This is a genomic window from Candidatus Alistipes pullistercoris, assembly GCF_027665465.1.
GTDB lineage: Bacteria > Bacteroidota > Bacteroidia > Bacteroidales > Rikenellaceae > Alistipes_A > Alistipes_A hominis.
Map to the genome: position 1 here is coordinate 81,736 of NZ_JAQDED010000008.1, position 23,015 is coordinate 104,750.

The 23,015-nt window shown below is 52.8% G+C and carries 14 protein-coding genes; 12 read left to right on the forward strand and 2 right to left on the reverse strand.

The annotated features are described in order from the left end of the window. The first annotated feature begins 40 nt into the window (after nucleotides 1-40). From PGR91_RS11020 to PGR91_RS11030, 3 genes are all read left to right on the forward strand, one after another. A complete protein-coding gene (locus PGR91_RS11020) occupies nucleotides 41-1,123 on the forward strand; it encodes a Wzz/FepE/Etk N-terminal domain-containing protein (RefSeq protein WP_118656896.1) in 1,083 nt (360 codons plus the stop codon). A gap of 130 nt (nucleotides 1,124-1,253) precedes the next feature. Further along, on the forward strand, nucleotides 1,254-1,748 hold the full coding sequence (locus PGR91_RS11025; protein ID WP_118656898.1) for a DUF4251 domain-containing protein: 495 nt from the start codon (nucleotides 1,254-1,256) through the stop codon (nucleotides 1,746-1,748). Nucleotides 1,749-1,994: 246 nt separating this feature from the next. Then, nucleotides 1,995-2,510, forward strand: coding sequence for a DUF4251 domain-containing protein (locus PGR91_RS11030; protein ID WP_101573273.1), 516 nt, complete (start codon nucleotides 1,995-1,997; stop codon nucleotides 2,508-2,510). A gap of 2 nt (nucleotides 2,511-2,512) precedes the next feature. Here the strand turns inward: PGR91_RS11030 and PGR91_RS11035 are convergent, their stop codons facing one another. Beyond that, nucleotides 2,513-3,823, reverse strand: coding sequence for a sensor histidine kinase (locus PGR91_RS11035; protein WP_118656900.1), 1,311 nt, complete (start codon nucleotides 3,821-3,823; stop codon nucleotides 2,513-2,515). Nucleotides 3,824-3,827: 4 nt separating this feature from the next. Then, nucleotides 3,828-5,183, reverse strand: a complete 1,356-nt coding sequence (locus PGR91_RS11040; protein WP_118656902.1) for a sigma-54-dependent transcriptional regulator — start codon at nucleotides 5,181-5,183, stop codon at nucleotides 3,828-3,830. A gap of 211 nt (nucleotides 5,184-5,394) precedes the next feature. Here PGR91_RS11040 and PGR91_RS11045 point away from each other — a divergent pair, with 211 nt between their 5' ends. From PGR91_RS11045 to PGR91_RS11085, 9 genes are read left to right on the forward strand one after another with little or no spacing between them, the layout of a single operon-like run. Continuing rightward, complete coding sequence (locus tag PGR91_RS11045) at nucleotides 5,395-6,720, forward strand: TolC family protein (RefSeq protein ID WP_101573279.1); 1,326 nt, start codon at nucleotides 5,395-5,397, stop codon at nucleotides 6,718-6,720. Between the two features lie 42 nt (nucleotides 6,721-6,762). Continuing rightward, nucleotides 6,763-8,010: an efflux RND transporter periplasmic adaptor subunit gene (locus tag PGR91_RS11050; RefSeq protein WP_118656904.1), complete on the forward strand. Its 1,248-nt coding sequence runs from the start codon at nucleotides 6,763-6,765 to the stop codon at nucleotides 8,008-8,010. A 42-nt stretch (nucleotides 8,011-8,052) separates the two neighbouring features. After that, complete coding sequence (locus PGR91_RS11055) at nucleotides 8,053-10,380, forward strand: ABC transporter permease (protein ID WP_118656906.1); 2,328 nt, start codon at nucleotides 8,053-8,055, stop codon at nucleotides 10,378-10,380. A 29-nt stretch (nucleotides 10,381-10,409) separates the two neighbouring features. Then, nucleotides 10,410-12,734: an ABC transporter permease gene (locus PGR91_RS11060; RefSeq protein WP_118656908.1), complete on the forward strand. Its 2,325-nt coding sequence runs from the start codon at nucleotides 10,410-10,412 to the stop codon at nucleotides 12,732-12,734. Nucleotides 12,735-12,755: 21 nt separating this feature from the next. After that, a complete protein-coding gene (locus PGR91_RS11065; protein WP_118656910.1) occupies nucleotides 12,756-15,080 on the forward strand; it encodes an ABC transporter permease in 2,325 nt (774 codons plus the stop codon). Nucleotides 15,081-15,103: 23 nt separating this feature from the next. Beyond that, entirely contained in the window at nucleotides 15,104-17,458 is a 2,355-nt protein-coding gene (locus tag PGR91_RS11070; RefSeq protein WP_118656912.1) for an ABC transporter permease, read from the forward strand. Between the two features lie 17 nt (nucleotides 17,459-17,475). Beyond that, nucleotides 17,476-19,827, forward strand: a complete 2,352-nt coding sequence (locus PGR91_RS11075; RefSeq protein WP_118656914.1) for an ABC transporter permease — start codon at nucleotides 17,476-17,478, stop codon at nucleotides 19,825-19,827. A 24-nt stretch (nucleotides 19,828-19,851) separates the two neighbouring features. Next, a complete protein-coding gene (locus PGR91_RS11080) occupies nucleotides 19,852-22,209 on the forward strand; it encodes an ABC transporter permease (protein ID WP_118656916.1) in 2,358 nt (785 codons plus the stop codon). Between the two features lie 49 nt (nucleotides 22,210-22,258). After that, a complete protein-coding gene (locus PGR91_RS11085) occupies nucleotides 22,259-22,939 on the forward strand; it encodes an ABC transporter ATP-binding protein (protein ID WP_101573296.1) in 681 nt (226 codons plus the stop codon). The last annotated feature ends 76 nt before the right edge of the window (nucleotides 22,940-23,015 follow it).

Below are 23,015 nucleotides of genomic sequence, written 5' to 3' on the forward strand. Positions count from 1 at the left end.
AATTCTTATATTTGCATTCGGAATCGATTCAATCTAATTTATGGAAGAAACACAATCATCCGGTACGACCGCGGAAGAGATCGACCTGCTCGATTTGATGAAAAAAATCTGGGCTCGGCGGATATTCGTCCTGAAGGCCGCCGGCATCGGCGCGATCGCAGGACTGATTATCGCATTCAGCATCCCGAAAGAGTACACGACGACCGTAAAAATGGCCCCCGAAGGAATCAACGCGACCAAAGGCGGGGGGATGGCGGATTTGGCAGCTCTGGCCGGTTTCGACCTGAGTTCCGGAAGCGGCAACAATGTGGACGGGATCAACCTGATGCTGTATCCCGACGTCGTCAACAGCACCCCTTTTATGGTGGATCTGAGTCAGATTCCCGTACAGGGAAAGAAAATGCCGGCAACGATGTCGCTCTACGATTACGTCGACACCCAATTATCTTCGCCCTGGTGGAAGTACCTGTTGGCCGTACCGGGAAAAATCATCGGATGGATTTCTTTTGCGGAAAAAGAAGAAGAAGCAAACGGCATAAATCCCTACGCGCTCACCCAACAGCAAAGCGAAGTGCTGAAAAAACAGAATGAGCGGATCAATATTTCGGTCGACAAAAAAACGGGGGTCATAACCGCTTCGGCGACCATGCAGGATCCGTTGGTGACAGCCGCCGTCGCCGACTCGATGGTCAACAAACTACAGGAATACATCCTGACGTACCGCACCGAAAAAGCCGTGCGCGACCTCGCCTTCACCCGAAACCTTTTCGACGAGGCGAAACAGAAATATTACGACGCGCAGCGCAAATACGCGATTGCGGCCGACGCCAACAAACACATCGCCAAACAGACGGCACAGGTGGAACTCGATCGTTTACAGAACGAACAACAACTGGCTTTCGGCGTTTACAACCAACTGGCCCAGCAACTCGAAACGGCCAAAATCAAGGTGCAGGAGCAAACCCCCTGCGTAACGATCATCGAACCGGCGACCATTCCGGTGAAAAAATCGAACACCAGCAAGGCAGTCATTCTGATCGCATTCGTATTTCTGGGAGCCTGTGCGGGGATCGGAAAAATTCTTGTCAAAGATCTTTTCCTAAAAAAGACGACGCAGGCATAATTATTCTTCCCGACTACGAAAACTCCGGCACGAACTTGCCGGAGTTTTTTATTTTTCCGGGATTTTACTTTTAAATCGTCAAAATTTATTATAACTTGCAGTATAATACAGAAATTTAAAATCCGATCTTATGAAACGTTTTTTTGCATTATCTCTCATGTTGTTGCTGTGCGCGCCAGGGGCGTTCGCACAATCGGCCGACGATCTGATGGTAGAACAGGCTGTAAACCAACTTATCAGTAGAAAAACAATCACTTTCGTAGCGAACCGAATCCTGACCTCGGGAGGCAACCAATCCATGCTGACTCAATTGAACTCCATGACCGTAAACAAGGATTCGCTGACCGTTTCCCTACCCTATATCGGCAAAGAAGGATCGAGCGGCAATACGGGCGGCAATCCGCTGCAATTCACGACTACGGATTTTACCTACAAAGTAGAGGTGACCAAAAAGAAGGATAAAATCATTACGATGGAGGTGAAATCGCCCGGAAGCGACCGGTTCACGTTCATGTTGACGATCAGCAAAGGCATCATGGCCAAACTGACGATAACGAGTTCGTCGCGTTCCCCGATGAATTTTTCGGGATACATTCAAGAGCCGGGAACCAAAATCGGGGAATAGCCCGTCGGTTCCGCATCCACACAACGACGGGGGCATTCGGAAAATGCCCCCGTTTTTTACTGACTGCGACAGATCTTTCGACTCTCTTTTCATAGCGACGTTACCCGAATTACGGGAAGACCTACCCCGATTACGGTTTGATGGGTTCCGCTTATTCAACTTACCGGCAAAATGTTTTACTTTACAACGAGAAATAAAACAAAATCCAAAACTGTTTTAATTTTAACGACTTAAAATCAACCGGCTATGAAAAAACTATTCCTGTTACTCGCCCTTTCGTTTTGGGCCGCAGGTCTTTCCGCACAGAAAAAGCAGTCGGCGGAAGACGTCAAAATCATGCAGGCCATCAACCAACTGATCAGCACGAAAGCCTTCACATTTCACGCCAACAAGATTCTGTCTTCCAACGCTGCGAACCAAGCGTCTTTCCTGACGCATATGAACACGTTGCAGGTAACCAAAGATTCGGTAGTCGTCCGGTTGCCTTACGTCGGACAGGCTTTCACCTCCTCCGATTTCGGAAACAACAAAAATCCGTTGAGTTTCACTTCCAAAGATTTCACCTACGACCTGCAAAGCAACAAGCGGGGCGACCGCATCATTACGATGGACGTGAAATCGCCTCACGGGTCGGATCGGCTCACCTTTACGATCGTCGTAGGCCAGGGTATCAACGCCAAGCTGATCGTCAATCAGATCAGCCGTTCGACCATGCAATTCTCCGGTTATATTCAGGGAAACGAGACGCCTGAAAACAACTGAAACTAACTGAATAACAATTTAAAGGTCGTTTCGCCGGGACGGGAGCATTTCAACGAGATGCTCCCGTTGTGCAGGCGCATGATCTGTCGCGACACGCTCAAACCGATCCCCGACCCGTTTTCTTTCGTCGTAAAGAACGGCATGAAAATGTTGGCCGCGACTTCGGGCGGGATACCGCATCCGTTGTCCGTCACCGAAAGCGTGATTTCGCCGGATTCGCTGCCCGTCGCCGCAATCCGGATCGTCCCGTCCGTCCGGCCTTGCAAAGCGTGAACCGCATTTTTCAGCAGGTTCAGCACGACCTGCCCGATCATATCCTCGTCGGCATACAACAGCAGCTCTTCAGGCTCTACCCCGATACGTATATCGAGTGCCCGGTCGGCCGTATCATGGCGGATCAGCGTAACGATGCGTTCCAAAAAAGGCAGGACGTAAAACGACCGGAGCCGCGGCGTCGGAATCCGAGTCACACGCCGATAAGACTCCACGAACCCGATCAATCCTTTGCCGGTCGAACCGATCGCTTCGATCCCCTCCCGCACCTTCTCGTTCATCGAACCTTCCATTTTCAGCAACGTATCGCTCAAGGAGGTGATCGGCGTAATGGAATTCATGATTTCGTGGGTCAGCACCCGGATCAGCCGTATCCACGATTCGGTCTCTTTTTCGTCCAGTTCGTTGTTGATGTCGTTGACCGCCACGATCCGAAGCGACATATCACGCACCTTCATCGCCGAGACGTTGATCGCAAGATGGACGACGCCGCGTTCGTTGGAAAAAGAAGTTTGTTTTTTCTCCCCGGCTTTCAGGTTGAAAAACAGATCGCGTAGCGAACCGTCGATCACCGCCAGCCGGTTAACGTGGTTCAGTCGCGGCAATCCGAACAACTGTAAAGCGGCCTGATTGATCTGATAAACGTTCCCCGCATCGTTAATAACGATCACCCCCGTATGAATGCTGTTCATTATCAGCTCGTAGTACTTTTCCTGTTCGACGGCCTGCGTGCGGGCCTTCACCAGAATATTCTTGATCCGGTTCAGCGAAAGGTTCAGCAAGTTGTCGCTGACCGGCCCCTCGTACTCGGTAAACTTAAAGGCATAGTCGCCGTTTTCGATGGAATTGAACATGAAGGTCATTTTACGGATACTCTGAAAATGAAAACGGAACAGTCCGGCGATTCCCCAAACCAACAACGCGAAGCCCAGCAACAGCATGAAAAATTTCCCGGACAGAATGCCCAGGGTAATCAGCGCGGCCGATCCCAACAGCAGGATCAACAATCCGCAGAGTTTATAAACCGAGCCTTTGAACATACCGTTACAGTTCGTATTTCTTAATCTTGTTGTATAGCGTCTGGCGGGTAATCCCCAACTGAGCCGCGACGGCGGACATGTTGCCGTCGTTTATCCGGATGGCCCGGACGATCATGTCCCGTTCCATCTGCTCCAGAGTCGAAACGGCAGGCTGAGCGGCCGAAACCTGCGGCGATGCCATCAGCAGATTGTCCTCCGCGATATTTTCCGTTTCGCAGACAATCACCGCTTTTTCAACGGTATGCTGCAATTCTCGGATATTTCCGGGCCATGGATAGTCCCTCAGTTTCTTCTGGGCGCCGGTGTCGATTCCGAGCCCCTGTTTGTGATATTTCGCCGCATACCTCGACAGAAACATTTCGGCGAGCGGCAGGATATCTTCTTTTCGTTCGCGCAGCGACGGGATCTCGATATGAATCGTATTGATCCGGTACAACAGGTCTTCGCGGAACTGCTTCTGCGTCACCATTTCCGGCAGGTTTCGATTCGTCGCGCAGATCAGGCGGATGTCGGTCGGGACAGACAGGTTGCTTCCGACCCGGACGACGCTGCGACTCTGGATGGCCGACAACAGTTTCGCTTGCAAATGGTACGACAGGTTGCCGATCTCGTCCAGAAACAGCGTTCCGCCCCGCGCAATTTCGAATTTGCCGATCCGATCGGTGCGGGCGTCGGTAAAAGCGCCTTTGACATGACCGAACAACTCGCTTTCGAACAGCGATTCGGTCAGCGCGCCCATATCGACCGTGACCATCAATTCGGCGGCCCGCGAGGAGAGGCGGTGTATTTCACGCGCCAACACCTCTTTCCCGGTCCCGTTCTCCCCGGTTATCAGGACATTGGCATCGGTCGCCGCCACTTTGTCCACCAGCAAGCGAACCTGTCGCATAGACTGCGAAGCGCCCCAGAACATCGGTGCTGCGGAAGAGAGTTCCTGCCGCATTCCTTTCAGAAATTTGACTTCTTTTTTCGATTTTCCGAGGTTGTAGGCCGAAAGCAGCGTGGCGATCAGCTTGTCGTTTTCCCAGGGCTTTACGACAAAATCGGCAGCGCCTTCCTTGATTGCACGGACAGCCAGGTCGATATCGGCGTAAGCCGTAAACACGACGACTTGGATGTTGGCATCCGCCTTTTTGATCTGCGACAACCAGTAGATCCCTTCGTTCCCGGTATTGATTCCGGCCGAGAAATTCATATCCAGCAGCACCACGTCCACGCGTTCGTTCCACAACGTCCCGGCGATCCGATTCGGCGAGGAAATCAGGATTACTTTGTCAAAATACTTATCGAGCAATAATCCGAGCGCCTTCAGTATGCCCTTGTTATCGTCGACGACCAATACCGTCCCCTGCTTAACCATGAAATACGGATTTTTTTTAATCGATCTCTAAAGATAAAGCAATATTTCCGGTTTCCGACAGGATTTGTCAAGAAAAAAGACATCCGTGTAAAATAAATAGACACACAAACAAAAGTAGACACCGGACAAAAACCTGACAAACAAACGGTTTCGGGGAAAGGTACGATTTTGGTATTTTATTATATAATAAAACACACAAACCAAACGGCCGATGAAAAAATCGCTTTTTACCATTATACTGTCTGTTTTCTTTACATATTCGTTCGCGCAGGGAGAAACATGGTCGCTGGAGCGCTGCATGCAATATGCCATCGCGAACAGCCCGAGCGCCAAACGGCAGCAATACAGCAACGACAATTACAAACAGGACTATATCAACGCCATTGCGAACATGCTGCCGTCGATCAGCGGCAGCGTGAGCGCTACGCCCAATTTCGGCCGTTCGATCAACGACGACAACGTCTACGTCAACAACTCTTCGTTTAACAATGCCTATTCGCTCTCGGCGTCAATGCCGATCTTCAACGGATTCGCCACGATCAACGCCGTCCGGTCGAGCAAGATCGGACGGCTACTGGGCAAGGAGTATCAACAACAGGTACACGACGATATCTCGCTGTCGGTGATGGAACGCTATTTCAACGTGATTCTTTACATGGGACTGGTCACCATTGCGGAAGAACAACTGCAGGAGAGCGGCCAAAACCTGTTCAAAGCGCGCGAACTCGAAAAGCTCGGACTGCGAAGCAGCGCCGACGTAGCGCAGGTCGAAGCGCAGGTAGCCACGAACGACGCCAACCTGATCAACCAGCAGAATAACCTGACCAACGCATGGACATTGCTGAAAAACGTCATGAACTACCCCCTGGAAGACTCGCTACGAATCGACACGGCGATCAACATGATCGACGACGTTCCGCAGGAATCCGCAAGCGAAGTGTTCGCCACGGCGCGAACTCTGCATCCGTCGATCCGGATAGCGGACTATCAACTCCGGCAAAGTAAGCTGAACTATGCCATGAGCCGGGGACGCCTCTTGCCGTCGGTCAGCCTGTCGGCCGAGTACCATACCAATTATTATAGCGATAAACAGTCCACTCCGGCGCCGTTCAGCTACCAGTTCCGAAACAAAAGAGGCGGATACATTTCGGCGACGCTGAGCATCCCCATTTTCAACGGTCTGGCGCGGCGTACCAACGTCAACCGGAACCTGAACAATCTTCGCATCACCGAACAAAACAACGCGGAAACGCTGCGTGCGCTGCAAAGTTCGATCAAGCAAGCCGTAGACCGCTGCAACGGACTCGCCAAGGAGTACCTGCAAGCCGCCAAACAGGTCAGCGCGACCACGCTGGCGCACCGGGCCGTCCAGCGTAAATACGACGAAGGGCTGCTCAGTTCGCTCGAACTGCAAACCAGCGCCACGCAGGTGCAGCAGGCAAAATCCTACCTGCTGGACGTCAAACTGCAGTACGTCATCCAATACCGGCTGATCCGCTATTACCAGGGAATCCCGCTGATCGAGCAGGTTCACTAAACACGCTCCGAAATCGAAAATCAATAAAAACGACAATCATCTATGGACATCCAACTCAAGCAAAAAAAAGGTCTCAAGAAAAAACATATTCCCTACATCCTGGGAGGAGTATTGCTCCTCTTCATCCTGTGGCTGATTCTCGGCGACCACTCTTCGACGCTGGTGATCGACAGCCGCACGATCACCGTCGGGACGGCCAGAAACGACCTTTTCAACGATTATATCCGGGTCAACGGCACCGTGCAGCCGATCACGATCCTGCAACTCTCTCCGCTGGAGGGCGGCGTGGTCGAAAAGCGGAACATCGAAGAGGGCAACACGGTCAAAGAGGGAGACGTGATCCTGACGCTGAGCAACCAAAACCTGAGCGCTTCGGTACTGGAAAGCGAGTCCCAGTTGGCCGACCGGGTGAACGCCCTGCGGAACGCACAGATCCAGATGGAACAGGATCGGCTGAACCAGCAAAAAGAGCAATTCGCGACCGACCTCGACATCCAGCGAAAAAAACGGCAGTACCAACAAAAAGAAAAGCTGTACAACGAAAAGCTGATCGCCAGGGAGGAATACCTGCAAGCCAAAGAAGACTACGAGCTGGTCGAGCGCAGCCGAGAACTGATTATCGAACGCCAGAAGCAGGATTCGCTGGCCCGTGTCGTACAGATCGATCACCTGAAAGAAAACGTTGAGAACATGAACAAAAACATGGAGTTGATCCGCCAGCGGGTGGAAAACCTGAAAGTAAAGTCTCCGATCGACGGCGAACTGGTGCAACTGAACGTCGAACTGGGACAGTCGATCGGCGCGGGTCAAAAAGTCGGGCAAATCAACGACCTTTCCGACTTTAAAATCCAAGCGACGCCCGACGAGCACTACCTCGATAAAGTGCATCCCGGCCTGGACGCCAAATTCGAACGGCAGGGAGTCGAATTCGGTCTGAAAGTCTCGAAGGTCTACCCGGAAGTGCAGGGCGGACAATTCAAGATCGATTTCCATTTCGAAGGCGAGCGCCCCGACAACATCTGGTCGGGACAGACCTATTACATCAACCTCGAACTCGGACAACCCGTCCAAGCGCTGCTGATCCCGCGCGGGGCATTCTACCAGAGCACCGGAGGCAGTTGGATATTCGTCCTGTCGGCAGACGGTAAAAAAGCTTTCCGACGCAAAATCAAGATCGGACGGCAAAATCCGCAGTTCTACGAAGTGACCGAAGGACTCGACCCGGACGAAAAGGTAATCGTTTCGAGTTACGAAACCTACGGCGACAACGACGTGCTGATCCTTCGATAGCCCCGTCATATTACACAGAAACTGTCAAACCGAAGAATCCGCATGAAGCGACTGATCTACACTTTCCGGTACCTGACCCGAAACCGGGGCAACAACCTGATCCGTATCCTGTCCATGACGCTCGGGCTGGTCGTAGGCGCTATTCTGCTGTCGCAGGTAGCTTTCGACACCTCTTTCGACCGTTTTTATCCGGATGCCGACCGCATTTACCAGGCCCGGTTCGTATGGGTCGGCGAAAATGAAGACGACGTGGCCGACGGGTTGTTCGGAGAGCCCTGGTCCGTTCTGCGCGACGAGCTGCCAGGAACGGTCTCAGGCACGATGTTTTTCCCCCAACGCAATTTACGTCCCTTTTATTACGAGGATCATCCTCACGTTTTCCAAGGACTGTACCACGCCGATTCCGTATTTTTCGATTTTTTCGGAGTGAAACTGACTCAAGGGGATCTCCGCAGCGGATTCCTGAGCGACCGGAATATTTTCCTATCCGGAAGCTGTGCGGAACGGATGTTCGGCGGGCGAAATCCGGTCGGGGAAATCGTCTTTTACGACAAGTCCGCCCCTTACACCGTGGCGGGCGTGTTCGAGGATTTTCCGAAAAACAGCACACTGAGTTTCGATGCGCTGATTCCGCTGAGGAACATCGCCCCGTTCACGGACATCAACGGATGGCGGCCGAATATGAAATGGGGCGGCACCGACTGTTTCAGGGGATACGTAAAACTGGTTCCGGGAGCCAACCCCGATTCGGTCAATGCAGATTTACGGAAAATCTGCAGGAAATACGCAGATACGGACGAGGTCTTTTACAGACTGTATCCGGTAACGCAACTGCACCGGGACAATGCCGACGTCCGTCATCATGTCTTCATCCGGAGCCTGCTGGCTTTCATCGTGCTGCTCGTCGCGGCGATGAATTACGCGCTGGCTTCGATCTCGTCGCTGGCCACCCGCGCCCGGACAATGGCAATGTACAAATGCAACGGCAACACCTCTTCCGGCATTTTCGGCATGATGCTTTCGGAGACCGCGATCCTGATCCTGTTGTCGATGCTGCTGGCCGTTCTTCTCGTTTTTTCATTCAGGCAACCGATCCAGCAAATCATAACCCCCCCTTTCAGCGCTATTTTCACGGCCGGCAATCTGACCAAAACGCTGGCGGTCATCATCCCGCTGTTCCTGATCGCCGGCGTCATCCCGGCCAAAATATTCTCGTCGATCCCGGTCGCGCTGGCATTCCGTAACTATGCGCTAAACAAACGGCTGTGGAAACAATTCCTGCTTTTCATCCAGTTCGGATGCGCGGCCCTGATGATCACGTTGCTGGCGATCGTCGTCAGGCAATACCGCCTGGTGCTTCATAAAGATCCGGGGTTCCGTTACGAGAATCTCGTCTTTGTCCGGTTTCCGGGATTCGACCCGGCACAGGCCGACATGCTGAAACACCAGCTCGGGAAGCTCCCGGCCGTACAGGTTGTGTGTTTCGCGTCGGGTCTGCCCGGATATGAATGTTCGGGAGACAACATCTCGGAAGAGGCCACCGGCAGGGGCGTGCATATTTTCGCCTACGGCGTCGACTCCGACTTTATCCCGGCAATGGAGATCCGGGTGGCATCGGGCCGTAATTTCGGCGCCGACCCGGCCGGCAATGAAATCATTGTCAACGAAGAGTTGGTCGAAAAAATGCAATGGACCGACAGCCCGATCGGGAAAACGGTACTCTTGTTCCAAACTCCGCGCACGATCGTCGGAGTGGTCGAAAACTTCTACAACCAGCCGCTGATCCGGGAACCGAACTCCGTCATACACCCTTCCGTGCTGATGCCGGCGACGGGGAGCCCGATCCTGATCGCAAAACTCGACGGGATTACCCCGGAAAAACTCTCCGAAATTCGCAAGCTCCTGACGAATCTGTTCCCCTCGACGGATATTACCGTCGATATCTACCGGGAAGTCATCCGGGCGCAATACGAAAACGAGTTGCACTTTCGCAACACGGTATTCGTCGGCGTGATCGTCACGCTGCTGATCTCGTTGATCGGCTTGGTCGGTTATACGAACAATGAAATCCAGCGCCGCAGCAAGGAAATCGCCATCCGCAAAGTCAACGGAGCGACCGCGAGCAGCATCGTCCGGCTGATCGCCCGCGACCTGCAATGGATCACATTGGCGGCGCTGGTCGCCGGATTCGCGGGAGCGTATTTGATCGGGGGCAACTGGTTGCTTCGATTCGCGACAAAGACGCCGTTGAACATCGGACTGTTCGCCGGATGCGGCTTGACCGTTTGCGCGATCATCGCCGTAACGGTCATCCTAAAAACACGGCGGACAGCCTGCGAAAACCCGGTAAAATCCATTAAAAAAGAATAATCCGAAAAACATCTAAACCCCGAACGATTATGAAAACGCTCTCCTATGCCTTCAAATACCTGCTCAAACTGCGTGGAAACAATGTAATCAAGCTGATATCCATCACAATGGGGTTGTTTCTCGGATGGGTGTTCCTGGCAAAAATCGTCTATGTGGAATCTTACAACAAATCGTTCCCCGACGCAGAACGGATCTACCGTGTGGACGAACGTGTAACCCTGCCCGACCGGGAGATCAGGGCCGGATACATATCGGCGCCCGTCGCCCCGGCCCTGAAAGACGAATTCCCGGAAATCGAAACCGCTACGGTCATCTGCCGGCATTTCCCTTTGCTGACACACGGCGAACATCCTTTCGAGATAAACATAGCCTGTACAGACACGGCGTTTTTCGACTTGTTCAGTATCGAAGTCCTGTCCGGCGATCCGGAGCAGGCTCTTCAGGATCCGGACAACCTGTTCCTTTCCCGAAAAACGGCGCGACGGATCTTCGGCGAAGCCGACCCGATCGGACAAATGCTGGAGGAAGCGACCGGAACCCATTACCGGGTAGCCGGGATATTCGAGGATCTGCCGGATAATACGGATGTAAGATGTGAAGGAATCGTTTCGTTCGACAACGTAAAAAAAATGCGCCGGAATTCGGGATGGGGCGGCGGAGACAGTTATACGGGGTACGTAAGGCTCGTTCCCCAAGCCGTTCCCGATTCGATAGAACCGCGGATCATGGACGTACTGCAAAAGTATTACGATTATGCCGGCGATGCCGCGCAAGGGTTCAAGATCGAATATTTTTTCAATCCGATGACCGACATTTACGCGCAACAACCCGACGTTAAAAACGCAACGCAACTGCTGATCCTGCTCGCCGTTGCGATCCTGTTCGTATCGGCGCTGAATTACGTCCTGTCGAACTTTTCTTCCCTCCCGGAACGAGGCCGGACCATGGCGATGCACAAATGTAACGGAGCCCGCAAATCGGACATCTTCAGCATCATGATGAGCGAAACGTCCCTATTGATCCTGATTTCGTTCCTGTTCGTCATCGCTTTGCTGTTCGGTTTGCGGGACACCATCCAGAAAATGGTCGGAGCGACTCCGAAAATGCTTTTCTCCGGATATAATCTCAGGTATATCATCCCGATAGTCGCCGGAGTATTCCTGCTGGCAGGGCTGGTACCGGCGAATCTGCTCGCAAGAATTCCCGTCACGACCGCCTACCGGCGCTATTCGCCGAGCAACCGGTTGTGGAAGCAGGCATTACTGCTGATCCAGTTTACTGCGGTAACACTGCTGATTTCGCTGCTGGTCACGGTGGCCAGGCAATACGACCTGATGCTGCGGGAAAATCCGGGATACAATACGAAAAACATGCTTCATACCGAGGCTCTGGCGGGCAGAAACATCCAACAGTACGAAACCGCCAGGCAGGAATTGTTGTCGCTGCCTTTCGTGACCGGAATCGGAGCGGGATGCCACCCGCTCGAAGGAGGGTATTCCGGAAACCCTGTTCAGGACGATCAGAAAAACAATCTCTTCGTCACGCGTCTTGACGTGATTTCACCGGACTACATACCCACGATGGGTATCCAACTGAAGCAAGGCGAAAACTTTGAAAATATGCCCACCGAGGGACAGGTGATCGTCAACGAAGAGTTCGTGCGAAAAATGGGCTGGCAGGGCAATCCGGTCGGGAACAGTTTTTTCTTCGGCAGCCCGACCCCTTGCACCGTCATCGGCGTGGTCCGGGATTTCCGGACGTCGACACTGCGCGCCGGCATCGAACCGCTGGCCCTGTTCTGTATGAACGACCAGAACGGCATAGAAGACATTCAGATCCGCGTCGATGCGATCACGCCGGAAAATATCGCGTCATTGACCGCAAAGCTGAAAACCCTGGCGCCGGAACAGGATATCCGGATCTGGGCTTACGACGACCTGACGCTCAATGCCTATTACAACGAAAGAATGTTGCGCAACATGATATTCGTCGGCGTATTCATTACGCTGGCAATAAGCCTGATCGGGCTGCTCGGCTTCATCAACGACGAAATCCGCCGCCGCAGCAAGGAGATCGCCATCCGCAAAGTGAACGGAGCGACTCCGGGCAGCGTCGTCCGGCTGATAGCATCCGATCTGAAATACACCGTATGCGCCGGCATCGTAGCGGGGCTCGGCCTGTCCTTCCTGCAAGGCAGACACTGGCTGGAACGCTTCGCCGTTAAAGTACCGCTGAGTTTGTGGATCTACATCGTTTGCGGGATAGCCGTCGCCGGGCTGATCTGTGCAATCACCGTCCTGAAAATCCGCAAAACGGCCAACGAAAACCCGGTCAATTCGATCAAAAAAGAGTAACCTTTCACAATAGATCACCCGATGATTTTTTTTAAAAACTTTCTCTACCTGCTACGGCATCACAAAGCGGCCGCCCTGCTGAACCTCGCAGGACTGACCGTCGCGCTCGCCTCGTTCATGCTAATCGTCATGCAGGTCGACTACGACCTGGGCTATGACCGGCAGTACGAAAACGCCGACCGGATTTTCCGGATCGAACGCAGTTCGGCAGCGGACAACGCCACCGTCTTTTCACCCTGGATCGGCAACGACTTTTCGACCGTCGAACAAATGACCGCATCCGTTCCGGACATCGCAGGGGAAGGCGGACTGAGATGGTTTTCAAACAATGTTTTCGACGAGTCGGAGACACGGTTTCCGATCCGGTGCATACAGGTCACGGAAAACTGGCCGGAGGTATTCGGTTTCCGGTATGTCGGGGGAGATCCGGACAGGCTTTCCGAACCGGGCACAGCCGTCGTTCCGGAAAGTTTTGCAAAAACGGCCTTTCCGGACGGCGACGCCGTCGGCAAAACGCTGATTCCGGAAAATTACGAAAAACCGCTACAAATCGTCGCCGTTTACCGGGATTTTCCGAAGAATTCATCCGTAAAAAACGATGTCTACACGGTTCGTCCGCTCGAAACTACCATCTCCGACATCATGTATTATATCGTGGCGAACGATGCCGGACACAAAGCGAAAATAGAGGCCGATCTGACCCGGAAAATCCGGGAGACCGACGGCGATTCGACGAAACGTATCCGGCTCCATACCCTGCACGACGTATATTATGCGACGGACTGCATCAGCGACTCCCACGAAAAAGGCAGTCGCGCGACCACCTTGTCGCTGATCGCCGCCGCCATTCTGATTCTCGGGATCGCCGCCATCAATTCGGTCAATTTCGCGATCGCACTGATACCGACCCGCGTACGAAGCCTGAACGCTCGTAAGATTTTCGGATGCAAAACTTCCGTATTACGGCGCAATCTGATCGCCGAAACTGTCGGGACAACGCTGGTTGCATTTTTACTGGCGCTGTGCATCGTACAATGGCTGTCTCCGCTGTCGGCGAATCTGCTGAACGGAATCGCTTCGCCGAGCGAGAATCCGGCTGCGATCTGGATCTCGCTGGCCGCCGCTTCGACAACCGGGATACTTTCGGGACTTTACCCGGCTTTTTACAGCACCTCGTTCAATCCGGCCCTCGCGATCCAGGGAAATTTCGGAAATACCCGTACCGGGAAACGGCTGCGCACCGTGCTGATTGCAACACAGTTCATGGTCACTATCGGCTTTATCGCAGCGGCCCTGCTCATTCACCGGCAAGACAGGTTTCTGAAAAGCCACGATCTCGGCTTCCGGCAACAAAACATCCTGATAACGACCGTATCGTCGAAAACGAGCGAACAACCGGACGCATACGCCGGCATGCTGAAAAGCCATCCCGCCATCGCTGACGTCACCTTCTCGTTCGGCCAACTCGTCGACCGCACCCCTCCGATGCGGCTTTCGTCCGTTTACAAAAATCGAACAAGCAAATTCTGCGTCTATTGCGTAGCGTCCAATTTCTTGTCGTTCATGGGAATGGAGATTGCCGAAGGGCGCGACTTCCGGGAAACCGACCGTCTGAAAGAAAACAATACGTTCATTTTCAATCAAACGGCCGAAAGAAAATACGGCATAGAGCCGAACAGCACGATCCACGGTTTCACCGCCCGGGACGACATCGCAGGGATTGTCCGGGACTTCAACTACCAGCCGTTGCAATACGCGATCGAACCGGCCGCCTTTTGCCTGTTCGGAATCAATGACTGCATTCCGCTGAACGTCGTTTACGTGAAAGTCAACGGAGGCGATCTGGCGGCCGTCATCGGGCACATCCGGGAAACGGGCGGGAAATTCGACATCCGAAACCGGGCTCAGGACATCGTTTTCATGGATCAAGCGATCGGCAACCTGTATCGGAAAGAAGCCCTTTTTTCGAAACAGATCGCCCTGTTCAGCCTGCTGTCGATCCTCATATCGGTCGTCGGAGTCTTCGGCCTCGTGCTGTTCGACATGCAGTACCGCCGCAAAGAGATCGGGCTGCGGAAAGTACACGGCGCCACCTCAGGAGAAATCCTGCGCATGTTCAATGCCGGATACATACGGATAATTCTGATCTGTTTCGCCGTCGCGACGCCGATAACGTGGTACGCGGGCGACAAGTGGCTGGAACGGTTCGCTTACCGGACTCCGATCGATCCGTGGATATTCGGCACGGCCCTATCGCTCGTGCTGTCGATTACCGTCGCGACCATTTCGCTATTGTGCTACCGTACCGCCCGTGAAAACCCGGCCGACTCGATCCGGAAAGAATAATTATCACAAAACGATACAAAGTCATGAAAATCTTGTTACGAAATTTAGTCAACCTGTTCGCCCGGAACAAAACAGCCGCCCTGCTGAACATAGCCGGACTTACCGTTGCGTTCGCTTCGTTCATGCTCATCATGATGCAGGTATGGTATGAACTCGGATACGACCGATGCTACCCGAATGCCAACCGGATATACGGGCTCTGTTTTCAAGTACCGCAATCCGGCGATCTGGGCACCGTGCTGCCCCGGCCGCTGGCCGAAAAACTGCTCCGGTCATCAGCCGGAATCGAAACGGGCGGATGCCTATCGTATCAACACGGAGATCCCAACGTTCCGTTCTTTCGGCCCGAACGAGGGCCGGAGTCGGCTATCGCCGCCGGTTTTTCGCTCGTTTCGCGATCCTGGTTGGATGTCTTCGGATTCGAAACGCTTTCCGGCGACCTAAACGCCTTTTCCGAACCCAACGCGGCGATTATTCCCCATTCGCTGGCCGTAAAGCTTTTCGGCAGCGAAAACCCGGTCGGGCAAACCATTGCCAAGTCGGAAGGATACCGGGAGGCCGCCCAATTTACGATCGTCGCCGTATACCGTGATTTTCCGAAAAACGCCTCGTTGAAAAACGATGTCTATACCGACCTGAAGGAGCGGCTGCTCCAAGATTTCAACAACTGTTCGACCCCTTATTTCGTCCGGGTAAAACAGAATGCCGACATCCGCCGAATCGAACAGGATCTGCTACCCCTCGTATGGAATTATGCGAAAACGTATGACGAAGACTCGACAAGAAGCCAACGGCTACGGCTCGTCGGATTGAACGACCTCTATTTCTTCAACGAAACGATCTCCCAGGAAGGGGGAAACCGCAACACCACCTATTCGCTGCTGACGGTTGCCCTGCTGATCCTGCTGATCGCGGTTATCAACTTCATTAATTTCACGATCGCACAGGCTCCGGCGCGCATGCGCAGTATCAATACGCAAAAAGTATTCGGATGCCGCTCCCGGCAGTTGCGGATCAATCTGATCGCCGAAGCGGTCTGCCTGACGGCAGTCTCGTTCCTGCTGGCCGTACTCACCGTTCACGCACTGGAAGAAACGAACCTATCTTCGCTGATTACCGGAGGAATCTCGCCCGGCGACTATCCCGGCCTGATCTCGATTTCTGCGGGAATCGCACTGCTGACCGGTTTTATCGCAGGAATCTATCCCGCTTTTTACATTACATCCTTGCAACCCGCCCTGGCGCTGAAGGGGACGTTCTCCGTCTCCCGGCCGGGTAAAAAACTACGCGTCGTCCTTATTGCGGTTCAGTTCTCCATCTCGATGATACTAATTATCGTTGCGCTGGCGGTTCATATTCAAAACCGCTATATTCGACAATTCGACATCGGGTTGCCGCGCGAAAATATCGTAACGTTCGATCTGGGCCCGTTAGCGGGCAGATCGGCCGACCCGTTGATCCATAAACTGAAAAGCAATCCGGACATCGCCGACGTAACCCTCAGCCGCACTTTTATCGTCAGCAAAAGCGGAACGTTTTGCAACCGCCTTTATAAAAACGATGAAATCGATTTTCGACTCATGGGGGTTGCGCCGAATTTTTGTTCTTTCATGGGAATGCACCTGGTCGAAGGACGGGATTTCACGGAGACCGACCAGCAGAGGGACGCTCCCGCCCTTATTTTCAACCGAACGGCAAAAAAACTTTATGACATAACCGTCCCCGACTGGCTGGAATATTCCGGAGAAATCGTCGGCATCGTCGAAGATTACCACGATAAACCGTTGCATTACTCCATCGAACCGATAGCTCTGATCGTATACGATCGTTCGTCGCCGTTGTACTGCATGTACGTCAAAATAAACAATCCCGATCCCGGACCGGCTATCGCTTTCATCAGGGAAGCCTACCGGACACTCAGTCCGCAGAGGCAGGTTCCCGACGTAAAATTCATGGAAGAACAACTGGGCAACCTATATCAGAAGGAACGAAACCTTTCGGAAATGATTTTCCTGTTCAGCCTGGTGTCGGTATCGCTTGCGATCACCGGGGTTTTCGGAGTCATCCATTTCGAAACCTCCAGCCGGCGCAAGGAGATCGCTCTACGTAAAGTGTACGGTTCCCAAACCGGCGAAATTCTTCGGATGTTTAACAAAACCTACATCCGCATCGTATTGATATGCTTTGCGGTCGCGGCGCCTGCGGCCTATATCGTCGTAAAACGATGGCTCGAAAGCTTCACCTATAAAACACCGATCCCTAGTTGGATCTTCCTCATGGCGCCGGCTATCGTGCTGATTATCGTCGTCGCCGTCATCACGCTGCGCTGCTACAAAACCGCGACGGACAATCCTATAAAATCGATCCGAACCGAATAACGAAAAACGAATAAGCTATGCATACGCTGAAAAACCTGATTTTGCCATTTAAAAAGTACAAAGTCGCCGCCATACTCAACATCATCGGACTATCGGTAGCTTTCGCCTCGTTCACGATCATTACGACACAGGTGAAGTACGACTTTTCGTTCGACCGGCATTACAAAAACAAAGACCGGATTTTCAGGCTCGAAACCCGTTCTTTCGACGGCAATGCCCACAACGCGGTGGTAAGCCGGCCGATGGCAAAACCGTTGGGTTCGATTCCCGAAGTGGAACGACAAGGCTTGTTCACCGGCGGCCCGGAGCTTGCCGTTTATGATAAAAATGCCGGAAAAAACGCGCAGCAAGGTCCTTTCCGCATCTATTCCGCCGAGCCCGGCGCGCTGGACGTACTGGAATTCGAATACGTCCGGGGAAATGCGCAACGTTTTCGCGAACCGAACACGGTATTGATCTCCGAAACGGTCGCCACCGCCCTCTACGGAACGGAAGATCCCGTAGGGCGCAGTCTGATCCTCGCGCTGGATACCGAAGCCCCGCAGGAGATCATCGGAGTCTACAAAGATTTCCCGAAAAACGGATCGGTGGAAACCGGCAGCATCGTCCGTTTTATCGGGGATGCGGATATTAACGCCAACAACGAAAGCTACGTCTATTATATCCGGCTGAATGCTCCGCAAAACAGGGGAAAAGTCGAAGCGGAACTGTGGAACGTCAACAAACATTCCGATATCTTCAAACAGATTAAAGAAGATTCGACCGTTTTCCGACTGAGCCCGATCTCCGAAATCCATTATTTGAAAAACGTCCGGTTCGATCCTACTCCTAAAAGTAGTCGCACAACGGTCTGGTCGTTACTGGCCATCGCCGTGCTGATCATCGGGATCGCCATCGTCAATTTCGTTAATTTTTCCATCGCGCTCACGCCGGTTCGCCTGCGCAGCATCAATACACAGAAAGTGTTTGGCAATACCAACGGAGCCATCCGCTGCAACCTGATCGGGGAAGTCATGGGGATCGCCCTCCTTTCGCTGCTTCTGTCGCTGATCGTCGTAAAGCTCTTCGCTGGCTCCGCATACGCCTCGTTCATCGAGAGTTGCACAAAAATCGGATCCGATCTGCAAATCTTGGCGATAACGGCCGTCGTCGCCATCGTTACCGGTCTGCTGTCGGGCATTTATCCTGCATTTTACGCGACTTCGCGGCCCCCAATCCTGGCGATCAAAGGCTCTTTTGCTCTTTCGCCGAAAGGGAAGCGCGTGCGGACGCTGCTCATCGCGTTCCAATTCGTCATTTCGATCGTCCTGATTGTTTTCTCCATTTCGATCCACGTTCAAAACCGCTACATGCAACGGTTCAATATGGGATTCGAGCGCGACAACATCTTGATCCAGCAGTGGATCGGAAGCAGGATAGCCTCGCAAAAGGATGCGTTCGCCGACAAGCTGAAAAGCAATCCGGCAATCGTCGACGTTACGTTCTCCAGCGGAAAAATCGTGGATCTCAACAAATCCCGCTGGGGTCAAACGTATAAAGGGGAACTGATTGCCCCGAATATTTTTCCGGTAGCGCCGAACTTCCTGTCGTTCATGGGAATCGGAATTACGGAAGGACGCGACTTTATTGCGGACGACAACCGGAAATCCAACTTTACCGTCATATTCAACCAAACGGCCCAACGCCAGTACGGACTGACAGTCGGAGAACGATTCGGAGAGTGGGACATAGCAGGCATCGCCCGGGATTTCAACTTCAAGCCGCTGCAATACGGTATCGAACCGATCGCTTTCGCCGTATTCGGCGACCATCCGATTGCGAAGAGCTGGCAGACAGGCACCCTGTACGTTAAAGTCAACCCGGCGAATCTTTCCGCCACCTTGAAGTTTATCCGGGAAACCATACAAGAATTCGATCCGGATGCGGAAGAAAATCTCGTATTTCTGGACGATTCAATCGGACAACTGTATCAGAAAGAACGGAACCTCTCGACCCTGATTTTGCTGTTCAGCCTACTGTCGATGCTGATCTCGGTCGTCGGCATATTCGGTCTCGTGCTGTTCGAAACACAGTACCGGCGTAAGGAGATCGGCATCCGGAAAATCCACGGCGCGACCGTCGGCGAAATCCTCCGAATATTTAACGGCACTTATGTCCGGATCGTACTGGCCTGCTTCGTTGTCGCGACACCGGTCGCTTATTACGGAGTAAAACGATGGCTCGAAAATTTCGCTTACCGAACGCCGATCCATAGTTGGATCTTCCTCGCCGCGCTGATCGTCGTACTAAGCGTCGTCGTCGCGATCATCACGCTTCGCTGCTACAAAACCGCGACGGACAATCCTATAAAATCGATTAAAACCGAATAACCAAACTACAAACGCTTGCCAATCATGACACCTTTGAAAAATTTCTTCCACGTACTGAAAAAATACAAAATCGCTTCGCTGCTCAACGTCATTGGGTTGAGTATCGCATTCGCCTCGTTCATGATTATCATGACGCAGGTAAAATACGATCTGTCGTTCGACCGGCATTACAAAAATGCGGATCGGATATTCCGGGTCGAAAATCAGGCAATGACCGAAAACGGAAAGTATAGCGCCAACACCTCCCGCCTGGTGGCGGAAAAGGTGTTCGCAGCAGAACCCGAAATCGAAAAAACGGGACTGATCCAAAGTTATCAACAGCTCGACATCTACGACCAGAGTCTCGGGAAAGACTCTCGTCAGGGCCCTTTCCACTTTTATACCGCCGAACCCGACGCGCTGGATATATTGGAATTCGAATTCGTTCACGGCAGTCCGCAGCGTTTTTCGGAATCCGGGACGGTATTGATCTCGGAACAGGTCGCCACAGCGATTTACGGCAACCAAAACCCGGTCGGACGCAGCCTTATTTTCGACAAGGACACGGAGCACCCGGTAGAGATCGTCGGAGTTTATAAAAACTTTCCGCAAAACGCGACGATAAGATCCAACAGCATCGTCCGGTTTATCGGCCAGGAAAATGCCGGCAACGGCAACAACTGGAATTACGTCTATTACATCCGGCTGAACGCAAGGGAAAATGCCGAGCAAGTCATGCAGGCCATGAACAAAAAGTATCAGGAGTTCGTCGGTACGGGAAATTCGGTTCCGGACAACTTTTTCCGGCTCACTCCGATCACCGAAACCCATTTTACACAAAGCGTCAGCTACAGTCCGACGGATACGGGCAACCGCGCGACGGTCTACTCCCTGATGAGTATCGGCGTTCTGATTATCCTGATCGCTATGATCAACTTCGTCAATTTCTCCACTTCGCTTATTCCGACCCGTATCCGCAGCATCAACGTCCAGAAAGTGCTGGGCGGATCGAACGCCGCCATCCGACGGAACATGATTGCGGAATCGGCGGGACTCGCGGTCGTCTCGTTTTTCGTTGCGCTGCTGATCGTTCATGCATTCTCCGGAACGCCGCTGGCATCCGACATCAGCGCCCCGTGCGACGTCGGAGCCGATATGCCGATTCTGTGGGGCACGGCGCTTATCGCCGTCGCGACCGGAATCCTGTCCGGAATATACCCGGCTTTTTACAGCACCTCGTTCGCTCCGGCGCTCGTAGTGAAAGGCGTTTTCGGGCTTACCCCGAAAGGACGCCGTTTGCGCACGGTACTGATATCGGTACAGTACGCGATATCGATCACATTGATCATCGTCACACTGTCGATACACAGACAAAACCGTTACATGCAAAAATCCGATATGGGGTTCCAACGTGAAAATATCCTGACCACATGGGTGCCCCGTGAAATAGCCGACAAAAGAAAAACCCTGGCCGACAAGCTGACGAGCAATCCCGCCATCACGGACGTGACTTTCGCCGCCGGACCGTTTGTCGCAAAAGGACGGATGCGCTGGGGACGTAGTTACAAAGGAAAAGGCATTACTTATGACGCCTATCCGGTAGCTTCGAATTTTTTACGTTTCATGGGAATCCGGATTACGAACGGACGCGATTTCAACGAAAACGATGATTTAAAACCGGAAATATCTCAAATATTCAACGAAACGTCTCAGCGGAAAGACAGCATCACAGTCGGCGAAAAGATGGAGGACGGAACAAATATCGTAGGCATCGCCAGAGATTTCAATTTTCAACCGCTGCAATACGGCATCAATCCGTTCGCATTCGTCACGTTCGGGACAACCGAATGGGGCGCGTGGACTCCGCTGCGCTATCTGTTCGTCAAGACCAACGGAACGGATATTCCCGCCGTCGCGGATTTCATCAGGAAATCCGTCAAAGAGCTGGTTCCGGACAGCCAGCTCGACATCAGATTCATGGACGAAGAGATCGGAAATCAATACTACAAAGAACAAAAACTGTCGAATTTACTCACCTTGTTCAGCCTGCTGTCGATCTTGATCTCGATCGTAGGGGTATTCGGCCTCGTGCTGTTCGAAACCCAGTACCGTCGCAAAGAGATCGGGATTCGGAAGATCCACGGCGCGACTGTCGGCGAGATCTTCCGGATGTTCAACAAAATTTACGTGCGCATCGTACTGGCGTGTTTCGTTGTCGCCGTACCGATAGCTTACTGCATCGTCGACCGGTGGCTCGAAAACTTCGCCTACAAAGCTCCGGTCGAAATCTGGATTTATCTCGCGGCGCTGGCGATCGTGCTGGGAACCACCGTCGCCACCGTACTGATCCAGACGTACCGGGCCGCCACGGACAATCCCGTCCAGTCGTTGAAAAAACATTAATTATTTTCCGAACATTCATAATCATTCATTCTTTTTAAAAATTACTGCTATGTTGAAAGTTGAAGAACTGAGCAAGAGCTTCCGTACGGAAGAGATCGAAACCATCGCTCTGAACAAGGTTTCGTTCGAAGTCACCGAAGGCGAATTCATTGCGGTCATGGGGCCGTCCGGCTGCGGCAAATCGACGCTGTTGAACATCCTCGGGCTGCTGGACAACCCTACCTCGGGCAAATACTACCTGCTCGGAAAGGAAGTCGGAACCCTGAAGGAAAAAGACCGCACGCTGTACCGCAAAGGCAAAATCGGTTTCGTTTTCCAAAGTTTCAACCTGATCGACGAACTGAACGTCTACGAGAACGTCGAGCTGCCTTTGATCTACCTGCGCGTCAAAGCCGCCCAGCGCAAAAAAATGGTCAACGAGATCCTCGACCGGATGAATATCAGCCACCGCGCCCGCCACTTTCCCCAACAGCTTTCCGGAGGTCAGCAGCAGCGCGTCGCCATCGCCCGCGCCGTCGTTTCGAACCCGAAGCTGATCCTCGCCGATGAGCCCACCGGCAACCTCGACTCGAAGAACGGCAAAGAGGTCATGGATCTGCTGACCGAACTGAACAAGGAGGGCACGACCGTCGTAATGGTAACCCACTCGCAGCACGACTCCTCCTACGCATCGCGCACGATCGACCTGTTCGACGGCGAGATCGTAACCGACGTGAAAGCCTTCCTGTAATCCCTCCGCAGGCAAAACGACCGTTCCGGTTAGATAATAAGCGAAGTTGCCGACATGGTTCGGCAACTTTTTTCGC